13 protein-coding genes are annotated in these 18041 nt (G+C 63.0%); 4 read left to right on the top strand and 9 right to left on the bottom strand.

All coding sequences use genetic code 11. The features are described from left to right. Positions 1–131: 131 nt before the first annotated feature. On the bottom strand, positions 132–2588 hold the full coding sequence (locus AC07VI_RS27955) for an IPT/TIG domain-containing protein (RefSeq protein WP_494808830.1): 2457 nt from the start codon (positions 2586–2588) through the stop codon (positions 132–134). Positions 2589–2821: 233 nt separating this feature from the next. Between AC07VI_RS27955 and AC07VI_RS27950 the strand changes: the two genes are divergently transcribed. From AC07VI_RS27950 to AC07VI_RS27940, 3 genes are all read left to right on the top strand, one after another. After that, entirely contained in the window at positions 2822–3076 is a 255-nt protein-coding gene (locus AC07VI_RS27950) for a hypothetical protein (RefSeq protein ID WP_139842434.1), read from the top strand. 145 nt (positions 3077–3221) lie between these two features. Next, positions 3222–7016, top strand: a complete 3795-nt coding sequence (gene metH, locus AC07VI_RS27945) for a methionine synthase (RefSeq protein WP_226936262.1) — start codon at positions 3222–3224, stop codon at positions 7014–7016. A gap of 113 nt (positions 7017–7129) precedes the next feature. Beyond that, positions 7130–7501 (top strand): SPW repeat protein, encoded by a 372-nt coding sequence (locus tag AC07VI_RS27940; protein ID WP_086144932.1) that lies wholly within the window; start codon positions 7130–7132, stop codon positions 7499–7501. Between the two features lie 215 nt (positions 7502–7716). Here the strand turns inward: AC07VI_RS27940 and AC07VI_RS27935 are convergent, their stop codons facing one another. From AC07VI_RS27935 to rsmB, 8 genes are all read right to left on the bottom strand, one after another. Continuing rightward, the gene (locus AC07VI_RS27935) at positions 7717–8997 is read right to left on the bottom strand and encodes an EAL and HDOD domain-containing protein (protein ID WP_086144933.1); all 1281 of its coding nucleotides are present in this window, start codon (positions 8995–8997) and stop codon (positions 7717–7719) included. A 136-nt stretch (positions 8998–9133) separates the two neighbouring features. After that, the gene (locus AC07VI_RS27930; RefSeq protein ID WP_492992446.1) at positions 9134–9913 is read right to left on the bottom strand and encodes a class II glutamine amidotransferase; all 780 of its coding nucleotides are present in this window, start codon (positions 9911–9913) and stop codon (positions 9134–9136) included. A gap of 86 nt (positions 9914–9999) precedes the next feature. Further along, entirely contained in the window at positions 10000–10257 is a 258-nt protein-coding gene (locus AC07VI_RS27925; RefSeq protein WP_010393222.1) for a BTH_I0359 family protein, read from the bottom strand. A 157-nt stretch (positions 10258–10414) separates the two neighbouring features. Next, the gene (locus AC07VI_RS27920) at positions 10415–10810 is read right to left on the bottom strand and encodes a GTPase (protein ID WP_086144934.1); all 396 of its coding nucleotides are present in this window, start codon (positions 10808–10810) and stop codon (positions 10415–10417) included. Continuing rightward, positions 10807–11526 (bottom strand): response regulator, encoded by a 720-nt coding sequence (locus AC07VI_RS27915; protein ID WP_086144935.1) that lies wholly within the window; start codon positions 11524–11526, stop codon positions 10807–10809. The genes AC07VI_RS27920 and AC07VI_RS27915 overlap by 4 nt, the downstream gene beginning before the upstream one ends. 97 nt (positions 11527–11623) lie before the next feature. Then, on the bottom strand, positions 11624–13921 hold the full coding sequence (locus AC07VI_RS27910; RefSeq protein ID WP_492992443.1) for a sensor histidine kinase: 2298 nt from the start codon (positions 13919–13921) through the stop codon (positions 11624–11626). Then, positions 13921–14427, bottom strand: coding sequence for a DUF4390 domain-containing protein (locus AC07VI_RS27905; RefSeq protein ID WP_226936265.1), 507 nt, complete (start codon positions 14425–14427; stop codon positions 13921–13923). Before AC07VI_RS27905 ends, AC07VI_RS27910 begins: the two co-directional genes overlap by 1 nt. A gap of 97 nt (positions 14428–14524) precedes the next feature. Beyond that, a complete protein-coding gene (rsmB, locus tag AC07VI_RS27900; RefSeq protein ID WP_086144938.1) occupies positions 14525–15946 on the bottom strand; it encodes a 16S rRNA (cytosine(967)-C(5))-methyltransferase RsmB in 1422 nt (473 codons plus the stop codon). Between the two features lie 366 nt (positions 15947–16312). On the opposite strand from rsmB, the gene argS reads away from it, so the two are divergent. Continuing rightward, complete coding sequence (gene argS / locus AC07VI_RS27895) at positions 16313–18022, top strand: arginine--tRNA ligase (protein ID WP_099419653.1); 1710 nt, start codon at positions 16313–16315, stop codon at positions 18020–18022. Positions 18023–18041 lie beyond the last annotated feature (19 nt).

Raw genomic sequence — 18041 nt, 5'->3', positions numbered from 1 at the left:
TGCGTCGAAACCCTTGTTCCATCGGACACTCCTTCTCTGTAACGAAAAAGTGTCAACTTATTCCAGGACGGGTCACGGCCATAAAAAAAGGGCTTGCCGCGGCAAGCCCTTTTTACGTCCGGCCACGGCGCTTAGCGGCGCATGACCTTCATCAGGCGTCCGCCCACGGACGACGACAGGCTGACCTCGAAGCGGCCGCCGGCCGGCAAGACGCTCACGTCGACGCTGGCGTTGCCACCGGTCAAGCCGCTGGCGACCAGCGTCTTGCGGCCATCGGCGGCCACGTGCAGCACGGCCGCATACGGCTCCGCCTGCGCATCCCAGACCAGCGCCAGCTTGCCATCGCTTTGCGTGGCGTCAAAACTGGCGTCGTTGGCGGCCGCCTTGCTGCGGCGCGCCGGGCGTGCCGTCTGGGCCAAAGGCTTGCCTTTTGACAATACTTGCACGTCGCTGATATCGCCGGGATTGGCGAAACTGACGCGGAAATGGCTGATGGCGCTGCCGCCGTGATCGGCCAGGGCGGCCGCATCGAAAGGTAAGTCGATAGTCTGTCCGGACGCCGTCAACACGCGCAGCGTATAGGCATGGCTGCTGCCGCTGGCCGGAGCGCCCATGCGCGCGGACGAGGCGACGGCCGGATGCAGGACCACGCCGGCCGGCGTGATGCGGCCGGAAATGGTCAGATAGCCATTCTCGGCAACGGCCATGCTGGCGGCCAGGACATTGCTGCCCGTCACTTGCGTGCTGCGTTTTTCCAGGAATTGCTGCACCCGCGTATAGCTGTAATCGGAGAACCAGGCGCCGCTGCAATAGCTCATCACATCCTTCATCGGCGTAGCGCCGTAGACGGCCTTGCTCAACTGGCCGATGCTGCCCGCATAGTTGCTGTTGTACAGGGGTTGCGGTCCCAGGTTGCCGTCCGCATACGGATAATCGGTCACCGCATTGGCCGGTCCGCCGCAGGCGATGTGCTGCAGCGAGTGATTGTGGCCCAGTTCATGTACAAGCGTGGTCAGCCATTGAGGCCAGCTATTGCCGAACGGATCGATCGCCGCGCTGGTGTTGAACTTGGCATCCAGGCCGATGGCCGACGTGAAGTCGTCGCTGCCGGTGCGCTGGTTGATGTAGGCCAGGCCGGCTGCATTGGTGACGGACATCTTCGGCACCAGGCCGTAATAATAGGCCCCGCTGTCTTCCAGCGCGCGCCTGCTTTCCAGCTTGCCCAGGGCATCGCTCCACCAGCTGTCGGCCGTGCTGCTGCCCGGCATGCTCAGTGCGGCGCGCGTCGTGATGCTGATATTTTCCGCCGCATACGGATACACGCGCAGCAGCGCGGCACGGATCGCCTCGACGTCAGGCACTTGCGCCAGGCCATCGTCGGTGCTCAAGGGCACCAGCACCAGGCGGATCCTGGCCAGGCTGGCCACCACGGGCGCCGCCTCCTGGCTTACCTGCACGCCGTCGCTGCCGACGGCCGTCACGCGCACGCGCACGCCAGGCAAGATCCAGCTCGCCGGCAGGATGGCGCTGAAATTGCCGCTGAAACTGTATTCGCTCGTGGCCGTCGGCAAGACCGACGGCCCGCTCATGGTGATGCTGCCCAGAGCGCTGCCATTGGCGGCCGTGGCGTTCAAGGTCACGACCGGGCTGGCCTGCCCCGCTTGCGGGGCCAGCACGGGCACGCGCACGGCGGCCGGCTTGCCGCGCGTCAGGCGCAGGGCCGTGTTGCTGGCGTTCAAGTTGAGAACTTGCGCAAAATCAATGCTGCCCAGGGTAAAGGCCGCCACCGTGCCCGCATTGACGGCAATGCGCGAGGCTGCCGACAGCATCACATTGCCTGTCGCCTCTGCCGGCGCGGACAAGATCAGCTGGCTGCTGCTGACGCTGACGATGCTGGCCGGCGTGCTGCCCACCGAGGCGGCACTGACCTGGTCGAGATTGCTGCCCTGCACGGTCACGGACAAGGTCGCGCCATTGACCAGCGAGCTGATCGAGGTCACCGTCACGCTGGGCAGGACGGTATAACTGTCGCTGCTGATGACGTCGTTGTACGGGCCACGCAGGGTCAGCGGTCCTGTCGCCGCGCCCACGGGCACCACCACGGTGACGCTGGCCGCGCCCTGGCTCTGCGGAACGGCCGACGCGCCGCTGCCGAACTGCACCGCCGTGACGGCGCCCATGCCCTTGCCCGTGACCGTGACGCTGGAACCGGCGCCGCCCAGGGCCGGCGTGACGCTGGCAACCGTCAATGGCTGGTACACGTTGACGCTGTACGCCGTGGTGGCCGTGCCGGCCGCGCTGACGAGGCTCAGGACGCCCGCAACGGGCGCGCCCGGCATGGCCAGGGTGACGCTGGTGTCGCTGGCGGCGCTGGCGGCGACGGTCACGGCGCCCACCTGGAACGCCGTCGCGCGGCTCAAATTGGTGCCCGTGAGCACCAGGCTGGCGCCGACGGCAACATTCGTCGCCGACACGGCCGTCACGGCAGGCGCGAGGACGGCCGTGCCCGACGACGCCCCACCCGCGGCATCACCACCGCCACCGCCGCAGGCGGACAGGCCCAGCACGAGAAACAACGCTACAAGCAAATGATTTTTCATGGCTTGCAACCATGGTCGAACAGCGTGCAGCCGGGAGCGCGACGGGGGATCTGGGACATATTGGTGACTTTTGGTGAGAATATAATTTCTAGGAACCAATATTATCGGTGAGTTTAATTCTAAGTAACAACTATTAATGCTTTTGATCTAATGAATTTTGATGGCAATGACAAGGCAACTCGCACGAATTTGATTTCAAGCATGACTCGCCGCGCTCTGCATTGCTTGACATCAAGGTTGTTTCCCGCCACGGCGACAGCCCCGCCATCCATGCCAACATCGTCGCCCGGCACATGTGGATATTTCCCCACAGCACAAAACAAATGTCATTGATGCAATTTTCCGGAGAAATCAACTTTTTCGGCAAGATTTCCAGGCATGTCATTTCACCGCATGGCCGCGAGCGGGCCAAAGTGTTGCGCGGGTCACCACGGACGGGCCTGGCACCGCTTTTGCCCAAAACCAAAGCAGCCTGATGCCGTATAATTTTAGACCCGGTGATTCAGGCGATTGCCACCTTCTGCCTGCCCTACCGGGCCGGCTCTCCCCGCCAGCTGACCCCGCTGGCCTGCAACCGCCCTGTCGCCGCGCCGCCGCCCGTTTGCCTATTGAAAGCATGAAATGAACGATACCGTGATCCCCGCCATGTCCCCGACCGAAGCCACCTTGCGCGCCATCCTCGCGCAGCGGATCATGATCCTCGACGGCGCCATGGGCACGATCATCCAGCAATACAAGCTCGACGAAGTAGCGTACCGTGGCGGCCCCGCCGGCCGCTTCATCGACTTCGCCGCGCCGGCCGACAGCGGCGCGCGCGAACTGTTTGTCAAAGGCAACAATGAGCTGCTGACCCTGACGCAGCCGCACATCATCCAGGAAATCCACGAGCGCTACCTGGCGGCCGGCGCCGACCTGATCGAAACGAATACCTTCGGCGCCACGACGATTGCGCAAGACGATTACCACATGGCCCACCTGGCCTATGAAATGAACGTGCAGGCGGCCAGGCTGGCGCGCGCCGCCTGCGACAAGTATTCCACCCCGGACAAGCCGCGCTTCGTCGCCGGCGCCCTGGGCCCCACGCCGAAGACGGCGTCGATCTCGCCCGACGTGAACGACCCGGCCGCGCGCAACGTCAGTTTCGACCAGCTGGTGGCCGCCTACCTGCAGCAGACGCAGGGCCTGGTGGAAGGCGGCGCCGACGTGCTGCTGGTGGAAACCATCTTCGATACCTTGAACTGCAAGGCGGCCCTGTTCGCCATCGACCTGTTCTACGAGCAAAATCCGACCGTCGTGCGCCTGCCGCTGATGATTTCCGGCACCGTCACGGACGCCTCGGGCCGCATCCTGTCGGGCCAGACCGTGCCCGCCTTCTGGAATTCCGTGCGCCACGCGAAACCGCTGACCATCGGCCTGAACTGCGCGCTGGGTGCCGCCCTGATGCGCCCGTATGCGGAAGAACTGGCCAAGATCGCCGACACTTTTGTTTGCATCTACCCGAACGCGGGCTTGCCCAATCCCATGAGCGACACGGGCTTCGACGAGTTGCCGGCCGACACGTCCGCCCTGCTGCGCGAATTTGCCGACGCGGGCTTTTTGAACATGGCGGGCGGCTGCTGCGGCACCACGCCCGAGCACATCGCCGCCATCGGCGCGTTGCTGTCGAAAAACACGCCGCGCACCGTGCCGGCGCCGTCGCGCGACCTGCGCCTGGCGGGCCTGGAACCGTTCGTCGTCAACGACGAATCGCTGTTCGTCAACGTGGGCGAGCGCACCAACGTCACGGGCTCGAAGGCGTTTGCGCGCATGATTCTCAACGAGCAATACGACGAAGCCCTGTCCGTGGCGCGCCAGCAAGTGGAAAACGGCGCGCAAGTGATCGATATCAACATGGACGAGGCCATGCTCGACTCGCTGGCCGCCATGACGCGCTTTTTGAACCTGATCGCCTCGGAACCCGATATTTCGCGCGTGCCCATCATGGTCGACTCGTCGAAATGGTCGGTCATCGAAGCGGGCCTGAAATGCGTGCAGGGCAAGGCCATCGTCAACTCGATTTCCATGAAGGAAGGCGAAGAGGAATTCCTGCGCCAGGCAAAACTGTGCCGCCGCTACGGCGCCGCCGTCATCGTCATGGCCTTCGATGAAAAAGGGCAAGCCGACACCTTCGAGCGCAAGATCGAGATTTGCGCCCGCGCATATCACTTGTTGATCGATGCGCTGGACTTCCCGCCGGAAGATATCATTTTCGACCCGAACATCTTTGCCGTCGCCACCGGCATCGAAGAGCACAACAACTACGCCGTCGACTTCATCAACGCCACGCGCTGGATCAAGGAAAACTTGCCATACGCGAAAATTTCGGGCGGCGTGTCGAACGTGTCGTTCAGTTTCCGCGGCAACGATCCAGCCCGCGAAGCCATCCATACCGTCTTCCTGTACCACGCCATCAAGGCCGGCATGACCATGGGCATCGTCAACGCCGGCATGGTGGGCGTGTACGACAACCTGGACCCGGAATTGCGCGAGCGCGTGGAAGACGTGGTGCTGAACCGCCGCGAAGACTCGACCGAGCGCATGATCGAATTTGCCGGCACCCTGAAGGCGGGCGGCAAGGCCGAAGCGCAAACCCTGGCCTGGCGCGAAGGCACGGTGCAGGAACGCCTGTCGCACGCGCTGGTGCACGGCATCACGCAATTCATCGTGGAAGACACGGAAGAAGCGCGCCAGCAACTGCTGCACAATGGCGGGCGCCCCATCCACGTGATCGAGGGTCCCTTGATGGCCGGCATGGACGTGGTCGGCGACCTGTTTGGCCAGGGCAAGATGTTCCTGCCGCAAGTGGTGAAATCGGCGCGCGTGATGAAGCAGGCCGTGGCCCACCTGATTCCGTTCATCGAGGAAGAAAAGCTGCTGGAAGAGCAGCGCACGGGCATCGTGGCCAAGCCGAAAGGCAAGATCATCATGGCGACCGTGAAAGGCGACGTGCATGACATCGGCAAGAATATCGTCACGGTAGTCTTGCAATGCAATAACTTCGAAGTGGTGAACATGGGCGTGATGGTGCCCTGCTCGGAAATCCTCGCCCGCGCCAAGGTGGAAAACGCCGACATCATCGGCCTTTCCGGCCTGATCACGCCGTCGCTGGAAGAAATGGCGTATGTCGCCAAGGAAATGCAGCGCGACGAACACTTCCGCATGCTCAAGATTCCCCTGCTGATCGGCGGCGCCACGACCAGCCGCGCCCACACGGCCGTGAAAATCGCGCACAACTACGACGGCCCCGTCATCTACGTGCCGGACGCCTCGCGTTCCGTGTCCGTGGCGCAATCGCTGCTGACGCCGGAACAGCGCGACAAGTACGTGGAAGACATCGAACTCGACTACGCGCGCATCCGCGAACAGCACGCCAACAAGAAGGCCCTGCCCATCCTGCCGCTGGCGCAGGCGCGCGCCAACCGGATGGTGGTGCCCTTCGACGGCCCGTGCACGCCCGTGAAACCGAAGTTCATCGGCCGCCGCGTGTTTAAAAATGTCGACCTGGCCAGCCTGGCCAACTACATCGACTGGGGCCCGTTCTTCCAGACCTGGGACCTGGCCGGCCCCTTCCCCGCCATCTTGACGGATGAAGTGGTGGGCGACGCGGCCACCAAGGTGTATGCGGAAGGCCAGGCCTTGCTGAAAAAGCTCATCGACGGGCGCTGGCTGACGGCCAACGGTGTCGTGTCCCTGCTGCCGGCCAATAGCGTCAATGACGACGATATCGAGGTGTACACCGACGATACGCGCAGTACGGTGGCGTTCACGTATTACGGCATGCGCCAGCAAGGCGTCAAGCCCGTGGTCGACGGCGTGCAGCGGCCGAACCAGTGCCTGGCCGACTTCATCGCGCCGAAGGCTTCGGGCGTGAAGGATTACATCGGCATGTTCGCCGTGACGTCCGGCCTGGGCATCGAAAAGTACGAAAAGCGCTTCGAGGATGCGCACGACGATTACTCGTCCATCATGCTCAAATCGCTGGCGGACCGCCTGGCCGAGGCGTTTGCCGAATACCTGCATGAGCGCGTGCGCAAGGATTTGTGGGGCTATGTGCCCGATGAGCACCTGAGCAACGACGACATGATCGCCGAGAAATATGTCGGCATCCGCCCGGCGCCCGGCTACCCGGCCTGCCCCGAGCACACGGTCAAGAAAGAGATGTTCGAAGTCATGCAGGCCGGGGAAATCGGCATGCAGCTGACGGAATCGTATGCCATGTTCCCCGGCGCGGCCGTCTCCGGCTTCTATTTCGCCCACCCGGAGTCGAAATACTTCGTCGTCGGCAAGGTCGGCATGGACCAGGTGGAAGACATGGCCAGGCGCCGCGGCGCCAGGGTCGAGGACGTGGAACGCTGGCTGGCGCCGAATCTGTCATAATATAAGCACAAGGCGCGCGGAACTTATCGCGCGCCGCAGCGCACTAACGCAGTATGCCGGCCGGCATGCTGCATGCCCGCTCCGGCCCGTTCCCTAACCGGCAAGGAGGTATTATGGCAACCACTTTCAAACTGAAACGCTGGCAGGATCAGGTGATCCTGTTGCTGGGCCTGTGGCTGATCGTTTCGCCCTGGGCCTTTTCCTATCCCGAAGGCTCGCCGCAGATGCTCAACGCCTTTATCTCGGGCCTGGTGATCGCCGTGCTGGCCGCCTTCGACCTGTACAAGACCTATTTCTGGGCCGTCGTCGTCAATTTGCTGGTAGGCGTCTGGGTCGCCGTTTCGCCGTGGGTATTGCGGCTGGCCGATCAGCGCGTCGTCATGTGGAATGAGCTGCTCGTCGGCATCGCCGTCGTCGTGCTGGCCCTGTGGGAACTGCGCACCGACCCCGAGCTGCACAAGCACTGGCCCGGCGCCGCCGCGTAGCGGCGCAAAAAAGCCCTGCCACGGCTAAGCCGTGCAGGGCTTTTCAAAATACGAACAGCACCGCAGATACGCGACGTCTCAGCGCCTGACAAAACCGTAGCGAGCGGAAGGAAGAGGTGGCCGAGAAGCGGAGCCGTACTCAGTACGGGGAAGCCGAGCCGGTGAGCATCGCAAGCCGCCTATGCCGACGCGCAGTAGGTTTGGTCAGGTGCCAACTACAGAGCGTAGCGGACGACGTTGTCGCTCCATTCGTAGGCCGCCATTTCCAGCTCCACCAGGTCGTCCGGCGACATGGCCAGGTCGCGCAGGGTCGGCACGATCTCGCCTTCCATGTCTTCGATGCGCTCGATGCATTCGGCCAGGCGCAGCAGGTCGCCGTAAAAACCCTCGCGCGACAGCAGCGCTTCGGACACTTCGTCGATCACTTCGATCTGTTTCAGGATTTCCGCCATCGGCACGCCGAACAGGGTGTCCATCAGGGACATGATGCCGACCGTAAAGGCGATATCGGCCGAGTGGGCGTGGTTCGGGCGCAGTTTATGGGCCAGCAATTCCAGCAGGCGGCCGCGCGTGGTCGCCAGCATCAGCAGCGGCGTCATGCTATGGCCGCGCTTGCTTGGTTCCGCGTACAGCATGATTTGCAGCCAGCGCTGCAGCTGGCGGCGGCCCAGCACGGTGACGGCCTGGCTCAGCGAATCGATGCGCTGGCGGGCGCCCACGGCTGGTGTATTGACCAAACGCAACAGGTTCAGGGCCAGCGAGACGTCGCGCTTGATGGCGCGCTCGATATCCATGTTGTCGGCGTCCGAGGTGACCAAAGTCATCAGTTCCATGACGGCCAGTTGCGACGGCGACAGCTTCTTGCCCGTCATGATGGCGGGCTTGGCAAAGTAATAACCCTGGAAGTAATCGAAGCCCAGGTCCAGGCCCGACTTGAATTCTTCGCGCGTCTCGACCTTTTCCGCCACCAGTTTCTTGTTTTCCTGCTTGAAACGGGGCGCCAGCGCTGCCAGCACCTTCGGGTCGACGGTGCTCATATCCATTTTGACGTATTGCACCAACGGCAACAATTCCTGCACCTGCGACGTATCGGACACCACGTTTTCCAGCGCGAAGGTGAAGCCATGGCCCACCAGTTCGCTGATGCGCGCGCGCAAGGCAGGCGTGACCTGCATCGATTCGACGATTTCCAGCACGACTTTCTCGCGCGGCAGGAAAACGAAGATATCGCTCATGATCACGTCGGCATCGACGTTGACGAAACCGAGCGCGTCACCGATGACTTTTTCCATGCCCAGCTGGGAAGCGTGGGCGATGACGGAAGCCGTGGCGGACAGGTCGCTGGTAATGTTGGCGGGCCCGACCGGGGCGTTGCGAAATAGCAACTCATAGCCAAACAAGGCTTGATTGCGGTCAAGGATAGGTTGTCGCCCCAGATAGAACTCGCGCACGCGCAAGGGTTTCGGGGTGATGTCGTTGCTGGAAATATCGATCATTAACTCTTCATCAATCACGTCGAGTGACACCGGCCGCGCAGCGCCCGCATCAAGGTTCACTATTGACAATACTTTAGCTGAATTCCGCCCGCGCTGTGGGTATTTTGGCAGCAATCAAGGCGATTGTCGTCAAAAATCAGGCGGCGGGGGCCACTTGCACCATCCCGTCGACAAATAATTTCAATTCGCCTGGCGCAAACGCCGTCCATTGCTCGTCGGTCGTCAGCGGCTGCGTGACAATCACGGCCACCCGGTCCAGCGGCGTGGTCACCTGGGAAAAGTCCACGCTCAAGTCGTCATCGGAGAGTGTAGCAGTTGGAAATGGATGTTGTCGCACCAGATAGTGCAAGCTGGTGGAGCAATGGGCAAACAGGGCTTCGCCGCTGGACAGCATCATGTTGAAGGTGCCGTGGGCGGCAATTCCCGGCAGCAGCTCGGCCAGCGCCGCATGCAGCGCCGGCAAGGCAGGCGGGGCGTCGCCAAAGCGCGCGTGCAGCTCCTGCAGCAGGTAGCAAAAGGCCAGCTCGCTGTCGGTGCAGCCGACGGGGCGGTAACTGCCCGTCAACACGGGGTGGAACGCTTTCAGGTCGCCATTGTGGGCGAATACCCAGTAGCGACCCCACAGCTCGCGCACGAACGGGTGGCAGTTTTCCAGTGCCACCTGGCCTTGCGTGGCCTTGCGGATATGCGCGATGACATTGCGCGACTTGATCGGATAGCGTTTGATCAGTTCGGCCACGGGCGAGGCGATGGCCGCCTGGTGGTCGACGAAATGGCGCACGCCGGCGCCCTCGAAAAAGGCGATGCCCCAGCCGTCATGGTGGGTATCGGTCTGGCCGCCGCGCATGGCGAAGCCGGTAAAACTAAAGACAATGTCCGTGGGGACATTGCAATTCATTCCGAGAAGTTGGCACATGGTCTGTTTGCAGCTCAATAACACGGCCACCATACCATGCCGCGCGGCGGTTGGGTATGGTGTCGATGGCCATCAGAGAGCCAGCATCAGTGCAACAGGACCGGTTGACTCATGAGGGAATCATAGCTGCCCAAAAATTCATCGATTTCTTCCATGCTCGGTTCGCTGGCGATCAGTTCCGTGACGTCGCGGCGAAAATGCTGGGCCAGGACGCCGGCAATGAAAGTCTCGCGCTTGCCGCCCTTGTCGACGATTTCATAGCCGCCAAAGCGCAGGGCTTCCAGGTCGACGTCGGCGCCGAATTCCACGACGCTATATTGTTCGCTGTTATAGATCAGGTTCATTTTGCATCCTTCGCTCAGGCAGGAGACGCTCCTGCGGTTTCAGGACAGAGGTGGGGTTCCCACCCGCCATTTCAAGCGGCCGGGCCACCCTGCGGGGCTACAGAGTTGTAACGAGATGCAAACTGCGACTGCGGTAATTCGATCAGGAAAGCGTCGATCAGGAAACCAGTATGTCCGCTTGCAGCGCCAGCAGGGCATCGTAGGGACTGGCGGTGAGCCAGGTGCGCAGCTGTTCGATGTGCGAGGCGTCGGCCAGGCTGATGAACAGGCGCGCGGGTGGATGGCGCAGCAGACGATTTAATGTTACACGCAATACGAGATTGCCGCTGCAGCACAGGCAACCGGGCGCGATGCGCAACAGTTGCAATGGAAACGATGGAGAGGTGTGCTCGGCCAGGTCGGCCAGGATGGAGTTGCCGTCAGCCAACCCTTCCAGGATCACGGCCGACGGCTGGTGCGGCAGCAAGACTTGCGCAATGCTAGCCTCGCGCTCACCGGCACGCCCGCCGCTGACCAGGGTCAGCGGCGTAGCGTGCCGTGCGGCTGCCGTCACAGGCTTTTCTTGGCCAGCTTGCCCGGTTCGACGCCCAGCTGTTTCAGCTTGCGGTACAAATGGGTGCGTTCCAGCCCCGTTTTTTCCGCCACGCGCGTCATGCTGCCGCCTTCGCGGCCCAGGTGGTGTTCGAAGTACATGCGCTCGAAGGCATCGCGCGCCTCGCGCAGCGGCAGGTCGAACGACAGGTTGTAGCCATGGCCTTCGGCCACCGCCGGCACGGCGATGCCCGGGCGCACCATCAGCTGTTGCGGCGCGCTGCCGCCAAAGCTGGGCACGGGATGGCTGCTTTCCTCGGCCACGACGGCCGCCGCGGGACGCGGCGCCACGCTCGGCGAGCGCACGGTTTCCTGCGCCCGCGTCAAGCCTTGCTGGACCGCTTTCAGCAGTTTCTGCAGGGCAATCGGCTTTTCCAGGAAATTCAGCGCACCGATACGCGTCGCCTCGACGGCCGTATCGATGGTGGCATGACCCGACATCATGATCACCGGCATGGTCAGCAAGCCATCGCGCTGCCACTCCTTGAGCAGGGTCACGCCATCGGTGTCCGGCATCCAGATATCGAGCAATACCAGATCCGGCGCACCGGCGGCACGCGCTTCACGCGCCTGCTGCGCATTTTCGGCCAGCTGGATAGCATGCCCTTCGTCGCCCAGAATTTCCGAGAGCAACTCACGGATACCCATTTCATCATCCACTACGAGTATGTTTGCCATTCGTGTCTTGCCTTCCTCATTTCGCCGGCCGTCGCGTACAAAAGGCACGCGCGGACAACTATGATTTTATTAGTGTTTTAAATACTAAACCAGACTCTCAAGCCAGGAATTCCTGGGCCGGAGCGTCGGGAGCTAACTTTAACAGCAAAATGACCACCGAAGCGCCATTGCCGTCGACCCGGTTCTCGATATCGATGCGTCCACCATGTTCATCGATAATTTTCTTCACCATCGCCAGGCCCAGCCCCGTGCCGCGCGCCTTCGACGTGACGTAGGGCTCGAAGGCCCGCGCCAGGATCTTCGGCGCAAAACCGGGGCCATTGTCGGTGATGGCCAGCCGCACGGCGATATTCACGCCGCCGTCCGCACTGCGATAATGAATTGCTTCCGTCCTCACGTCAATCCGCGGATGCGGTGATTCCGGCGGCAGGTCCGCCATGGCGTCCTGCGCGTTCTGCAACAGGTTATGTATGACCTGGCGCAATTGCGTGGGGTCGCCCATCACCATCGGCAAATTCGGCGCCAGCTGCGGGTGGATGATGTCGCCGTCGTCGCCGCGCAAATACAGGTTCAGGATCTCTTCGATCAGCTCGTTCAAGCGCAGCGGGGTCAGCACGGCCGGCGGCGTGCGCGCATAGTCGCGGAAGTCGTCGACCATGCGCTTCATGGCGTCCACCTGCTTGACGATGGTGGTGGTGGCGCGGCTGAGCAGTTCGGCGTCACGCGGCTCCAGCTTGCCATCGAGCTTCATCTGCAGGCGCTCGGCCGACAGCTGGATCGGCGTCAGCGGGTTCTTGATCTCATGCGCGAGGCGGCGCGCCACTTCGCCCCAGGCGATCGAGCGCTGCGCGGAAATGACGTCGGAAATATCATCAAACACCACGATGTAGCCGTTGCCGGATTCCAGCGGCAGGCGCGAGCCGCGCGCCAGCAGGGTGATGTCGTGTTCGTCGGCACTGCTGCCCAGGCGGCGCGGGATCTCGATCTGGCGTTGCCAGTGCAGGCGCTGCAGGTTGCGGCCCGACGCCGACTGCGCACTCTGCGCCGTGAAGGCGCTGATGATGGCGGAACCAAACTCTTCCATCCCGGCAATATTTGCCAGCGGCTGGCCCACCATGCTGGCGCCCGAATGCTGGAGGATGCGTTCCACCGATTCATTGCAGGTCACCAGTTTGAAATCGCCATCGAGCACCATCACGCCGGCCGACATGTTCGCCAGCACCGATTCGAGGTGGGCCTTGGCATTCTGCAGCGCGGCGCGGTTGCTTTCCACGGCCGTGCGCGCATCGAGCAGCTGGCGCGTCATGATGTTGAACGATTGCGTCAGGGTGCCCAATTCATCCTTGCTAGCGACGATGGGGCGCGGCGACAAATCGCCCTCGGCCACGGCGCGCGTGCCCTCGGCCAGCAGCAGCAGGGGCTGGGCCAGGTTGCCCGCGATCAGGAAGGCGCTGCCGATGGCGCCAAAGATGGCCAGCAGCAAGGTCAAGGTGAGGATTTCCATGTACATCTTGCGCAAGCCCACGCGCGCGACGAAACGTTCCTTGTATTCGCTGTAGGCGGCGCGCAGCATCTCGCCGTTGGTGGCCAGCTTGGGCGGCACCGATTGCAGCAATTGCAGGTAGCGGGGCGACACGGACGGCCCCGGCACGGACACCAGCACGCGCAGGCGCAGGCTGGCGGCCGCATCAAGCGCCGCCGGCGGCCCGGCGCGGATGCCGCCGCCGCCCGATTCCGTGCCATCGTCATGCAGTTCCAGTCCGCCCTCGGCCGAAGCGTAGCCGGCCGGCAAGGCCGCCTGCGCCAGCATGGCCGGCGTAGGCAGGTCGGCCGCGCTGTGCGGGCCGGCGCTGGCCAGCAGGACGCCGTCGCCGCTGACGATCATGACATTTTGCATGCCCTCTTCGCGCAGCAGGCTGGTCAGCACTGCCGGGCCGGCCACGGGATCGGCGCGCAGCTCGTCGACGGCCTTGTGGCCGCGGCGGTCGAGTTCGACCAGGGCCGCATCGAGACCCGCGCGGCCCAGTTCCAGGCCCGATTCCAGCGCCGCCTCGATCTTGACGTTGAACCACGATTCGATGGAATGGGAAACGAATTGCACGGAGACAAGAAAAATCACCAGGCCGGGCAGGATGCCGACGGCGGCGAACAGCATCACCAGGCGCGTCATCAGCTTGGAACCGAACTTGCCGCTCTTGTAGCGCGCGTACAGGCGGCCCAGCGAAATGCCGACCAGCGCCAGCAGCGACACGGCCACGGCCGCGTTGAGCCCCAGCAGCCAGGAATAATAACGGTCGAAGAAGCCGGAATTGTCGGAAGCCGACGCCAGCAGGAAGAGCAGGATACTGACAATGCCGCCGCCCACCACCAGCAAATAGCGCAATGCTTGACTCACTACTCCGCCGTATACAAGAAGGTTTTTTTATTCGAAGCCAGGCGCCAGTCGCTGTTATTGAAGGCATTGACCTGTATCGGCTTGGGCAGATAGTCGCGGTCCATGCCCATACGCAAGGTCACGTTATACGTTTGCCCCACTTTCAGCTCGCCGCGCCGCGCCACCAGCCAGCGGCTGGGACGGCGGATCAGCAGCAGGGCGTCGTCGAGGCTGGCAAAGCTTTGCTGCAGGCCGCCGCCCGACACATGGTACTGGCGCGTCAGCACGTTGTACGACAGGCGGCTGGTCTGGCGCGCGACGATGGCTTTTTCATCGAACCAGTACCAGCGGGGCCGGGTCAGTTCAATTTCCGTCGTGAAAAACAGGGGGACGCCGTGCTGCACGGCGTCGTCGAGGTCGTGATTGAGCTCGAACGAATAGGCGGCGGCCAGCTTGTAGCCCTCTTCGCTAGCCTCGATGTAGGCACGCGTGATCTCGACCATATCGGCGGCATGCGCGCGTGGCATGGTACATGCCAGCATCAGCAGCAGGGCCAGGAGTCGGAAGAGTCGTGTTGTCACAAGTGTGCCGATAGTGTCCGTAGGAAAAGTATGAACGAATCGCTCAAGCCGCATTTTTTTGGAACAGCGCATAGAACAAACCGTCATGGTCCTGCTCCGCGCTGCCAGTTGGCAACAGCTGACCGGGCGCCGTCAAACGGGTCGCATTATTGCGCACCGCAAATGCAGCCGCCTGTGCCTCGGACTCCTGCGGCCACAATGAACAAGTCACGAACAGCAATTTACCATCGGGGCGCAGCATCTGCCACAGGTTGTCCAGAATTTTGGAGGAAAGTGTTGCAAGTTGGAACGCGTCGCCCTTACGGCGCAACCAGCGGATATCGGGATGGCGGCGCACGATGCCCGACGCCGTGCACGGCACGTCGGCCAGGATGCGGTCGTACTGCTGGCCGTCCCACCACGCGCCCGATTGCGCATCCTGCGCCTTCAGGGTCGCCTCCAGGCCCAGGCGCTCGAGGTTTTCCGCGATGCGCGGCAGGCGCTTGGCGTCCGCATCGATGGCCGTCACCTGCACGTCGGCCAGCTCCAGGATATGACAGGTCTTGCCGCCCGGCGCCGCGCAGGCGTCAAGCACGCGCATGCCGTCGTGCAAGTCCAGCAACGGCGCGGCCAGTTGCGCGCCAGCATCCTGCACGGAGACGACACCGTGCTCGAAGCCGGGGATCAGGGCCACGCCGATCGGCTTGTCCAGGCGCACGGCGAACGGCCCCACCTGGCGCGCGGCGATGCCCGCCCCGGCCAGCACGGCCAGATAGGCTTCCACCGTGCTCTTGCGGCGGTTCACGCGCAGGGTCAGCGGCGGCACGGCATTGCCTGCCGTCAAAATGGCTTGCCAGTCGCGGGGATAGGCCAGGCGCAGCGAATCGATCCACCACTGCGGATAATTCCATTGCGCCAATGGCTGTTGCAGTGCCGCTTCCAGCAAGGATTTGCGCTCGCGCAAGAAACGCCGCAAAACGGCGTTGACCATGCCCTTGGCATGCGCCAGGTCAGGGTGCGATGTCGCCACCGTGACAGCCTGGTCGACGACGGTGAATTCTTCGTAGGGCTGTTCGCCCGGCTCGGCCGACATCAACGACAGCGCGCAGCACAGCAGCGCGGCCAGCATCGGCGGCTCCGGCGCCTTCGACGTCATCAGGCCGACCAGGGTTTCGCTGCGGCCCAGCTGGCGCATGGTGCGGTAGGAAATATCCTGGATGGCGCCGCGCGCCTGCGGGCTGGCGTTCGATTGCGCAAATACCTTGGCCAGCGCCTGCGGCAGGGCCGTGCCCGTGCGCACTTGCGCCACGGCATTGGCAGCGCCCAGCAGGCAAAACGCCAGCGAGTCGGCCCGCAAATCGGGTTGGAAGCCCGGCTGCAAGACCGGTTTCAGGTCGGGATGGTAGCTGGGACGCAATTTCGGTGCGGCAGGCGCCTGGCCTGGCGCCGGCTTGGTTTTCAATTTCAGCGTGGGGCGCTTGTTCATAGTTATCCGGTGTAGCTGCGCGCAGCTGGTGGCACTCGCGGCCGCGCGTCATCAATAAAGGGTCGATTGTAGCGTTTGTAGCGCCCTCTGGCCCAAGCGATTGCAGTGATAAATGTAAATTGCGGCAAAAAACCGCATATATACAAGCAGAATGCGCCATGCTGATGTTTTCATGCACCAACATGGACATGCCTTCCTGATAATATCGTGAAAAGCGGCGCGACGGCGCGCCCGCCGGCAAGCGTATTGTTCCCGGCAGCAAACCAGTATAATTAACGCAGTCTGGGCGGCTTGGGTACTTGCCGTCCGTTTTGCTTTTTGATTCATTCTATTCATTCTTAACGCGGTTTCGCCGCCATCCTGCTCATGCTCGCCCAACAGAAACAAGAAATCATCGCCCTGTTCCAGGCCGCCCTCGCTCCCGTCCTGGCCGGCACCTCGCTGACCCCTATCGTGGTGCTCGAGCGACCACGCGATGCATCGCATGGCGACGTCGCCTGCAATATCGCCATGCAACTGGCCAAGCAGCTGAAACAGAATCCGCGCGAACTGGCGCAAACCATCGTCACCGCCGTGCTGGCCAATCCGGCCGGCAAGGGCCTGGTCGAAGCGGTGGAAATCGCCGGTCCCGGCTTCATCAACGTGCGCGTGTCCGCTGCCGCCAAGCAAGCCGTGGTGAAGACCATCCTGGCCGAAGGCGCCAGCTATGGCCGCAGCACGGCCGGCGCCGGCAAGCAGGTCATCCTGGAGTTCGTCTCGGCCAACCCGACCGGTCCGCTGCACGTGGGCCACGGCCGCCAGGCGGCCCTGGGCGACGCCCTGTCGTCGCTGTTCGACGCGCAAGGCTATCAAGTGACGCGCGAGTTTTACTATAACGACGCGGGCGTGCAGATCCAGACCCTGGCCAGTTCCGTGCAGGCGCGCGCGCGCGGCTTCAAGCCGGGCGACGCCGAATGGCCGGAGTCGGCCTACAACGGCGACTACATCGCCGACATCGCCGACGACTTCAAGGCCGGCAAGACGGTGTCGGCCAGCGATGGCTTGCCCGCCACGGCCAATGGCAACGTCGACGACATCGATTCGATCCGCCCGTTCGCCGTCACCTACCTGCGCAACGAGCAGGATATCGACCTGCAGGCGTTCGGCGTGAAGTTCGACAATTACTACCTGGAATCGTCGCTGTACGCCGACGGCAAGGTCAACAGCGCAGTGGAAACCTTGATCAAGGCCGGCCACACGTATGAACAGGATGGCGCGCTGTGGCTGCGCACCACCGACTTCGGCGATGACAAGGACCGCGTCATGCGCAAGACGGACGGCACCTACACGTATTTCGTGCCGGACGTGGCGTATCACCTGGTGAAATGGCAGCGCGGCTTCGTGCAGGCCATCAATATCCAGGGCAGCGACCACCACGGCACCATCGCGCGCGTGCGCGCCGGCCTGCAGGCCGTCGACATGGGCATCCCGCAAGGCTACCCAGACTATGTGCTGCACAAGATGGTCACCGTCATGAAGGACGGCGAAGAAGTCAAGATTTCCAAGCGCGCCGGCTCCTACGTGACCGTGCGCGACCTGATCGAATGGTCGGGCGGCGGCGACATCGCCAAGGGCCGCGACGCCGTGCGCTTCTTCCTGATCTCGCGCAAAGCCGACACGGAATTCGTCTTCGACGTCGACGTGGCGCTGAAAACCACCGATGAAAACCCGGTCTATTACGTGCAGTACGCGCATGCGCGCATCTGCCGCATCCTGGAAAACTGGGGCGGCGACGAAAGCAGCATCGCCGGCGTCGACCTGGCCGCCCTGACGGCGCCGACCGAGGCGACCCTGCTGGCGACCCTGGCCGCCTACCCGGAAATGCTGGCGCGCGCGCAAGCTGAACTGGGGCCGCACCAGGTCGCCTTCTACCTGCGCGAACTGGCCGCCAACCTGCACAGCTTCTACTTCGCTGAAAAAGTGCTGGTCGAAGACGAAGCCGTCAAGATGGCCCGCCTGGCGCTGGTGATCGCCGCGCGCCAGGTGCTGCGCAACGGCCTGGCACTGATCGGCGTATCCGCGCCAAACAAAATGTAATCGCGAAGGTCTAACCGTC

The sequence above is a fragment of the Janthinobacterium sp. GW821-FHT03A03 genome (assembly GCF_059421435.1).
Note: the sequence above shows the minus strand (reverse complement) of the source record. Positions and strands in the feature narration are given on the sequence as shown.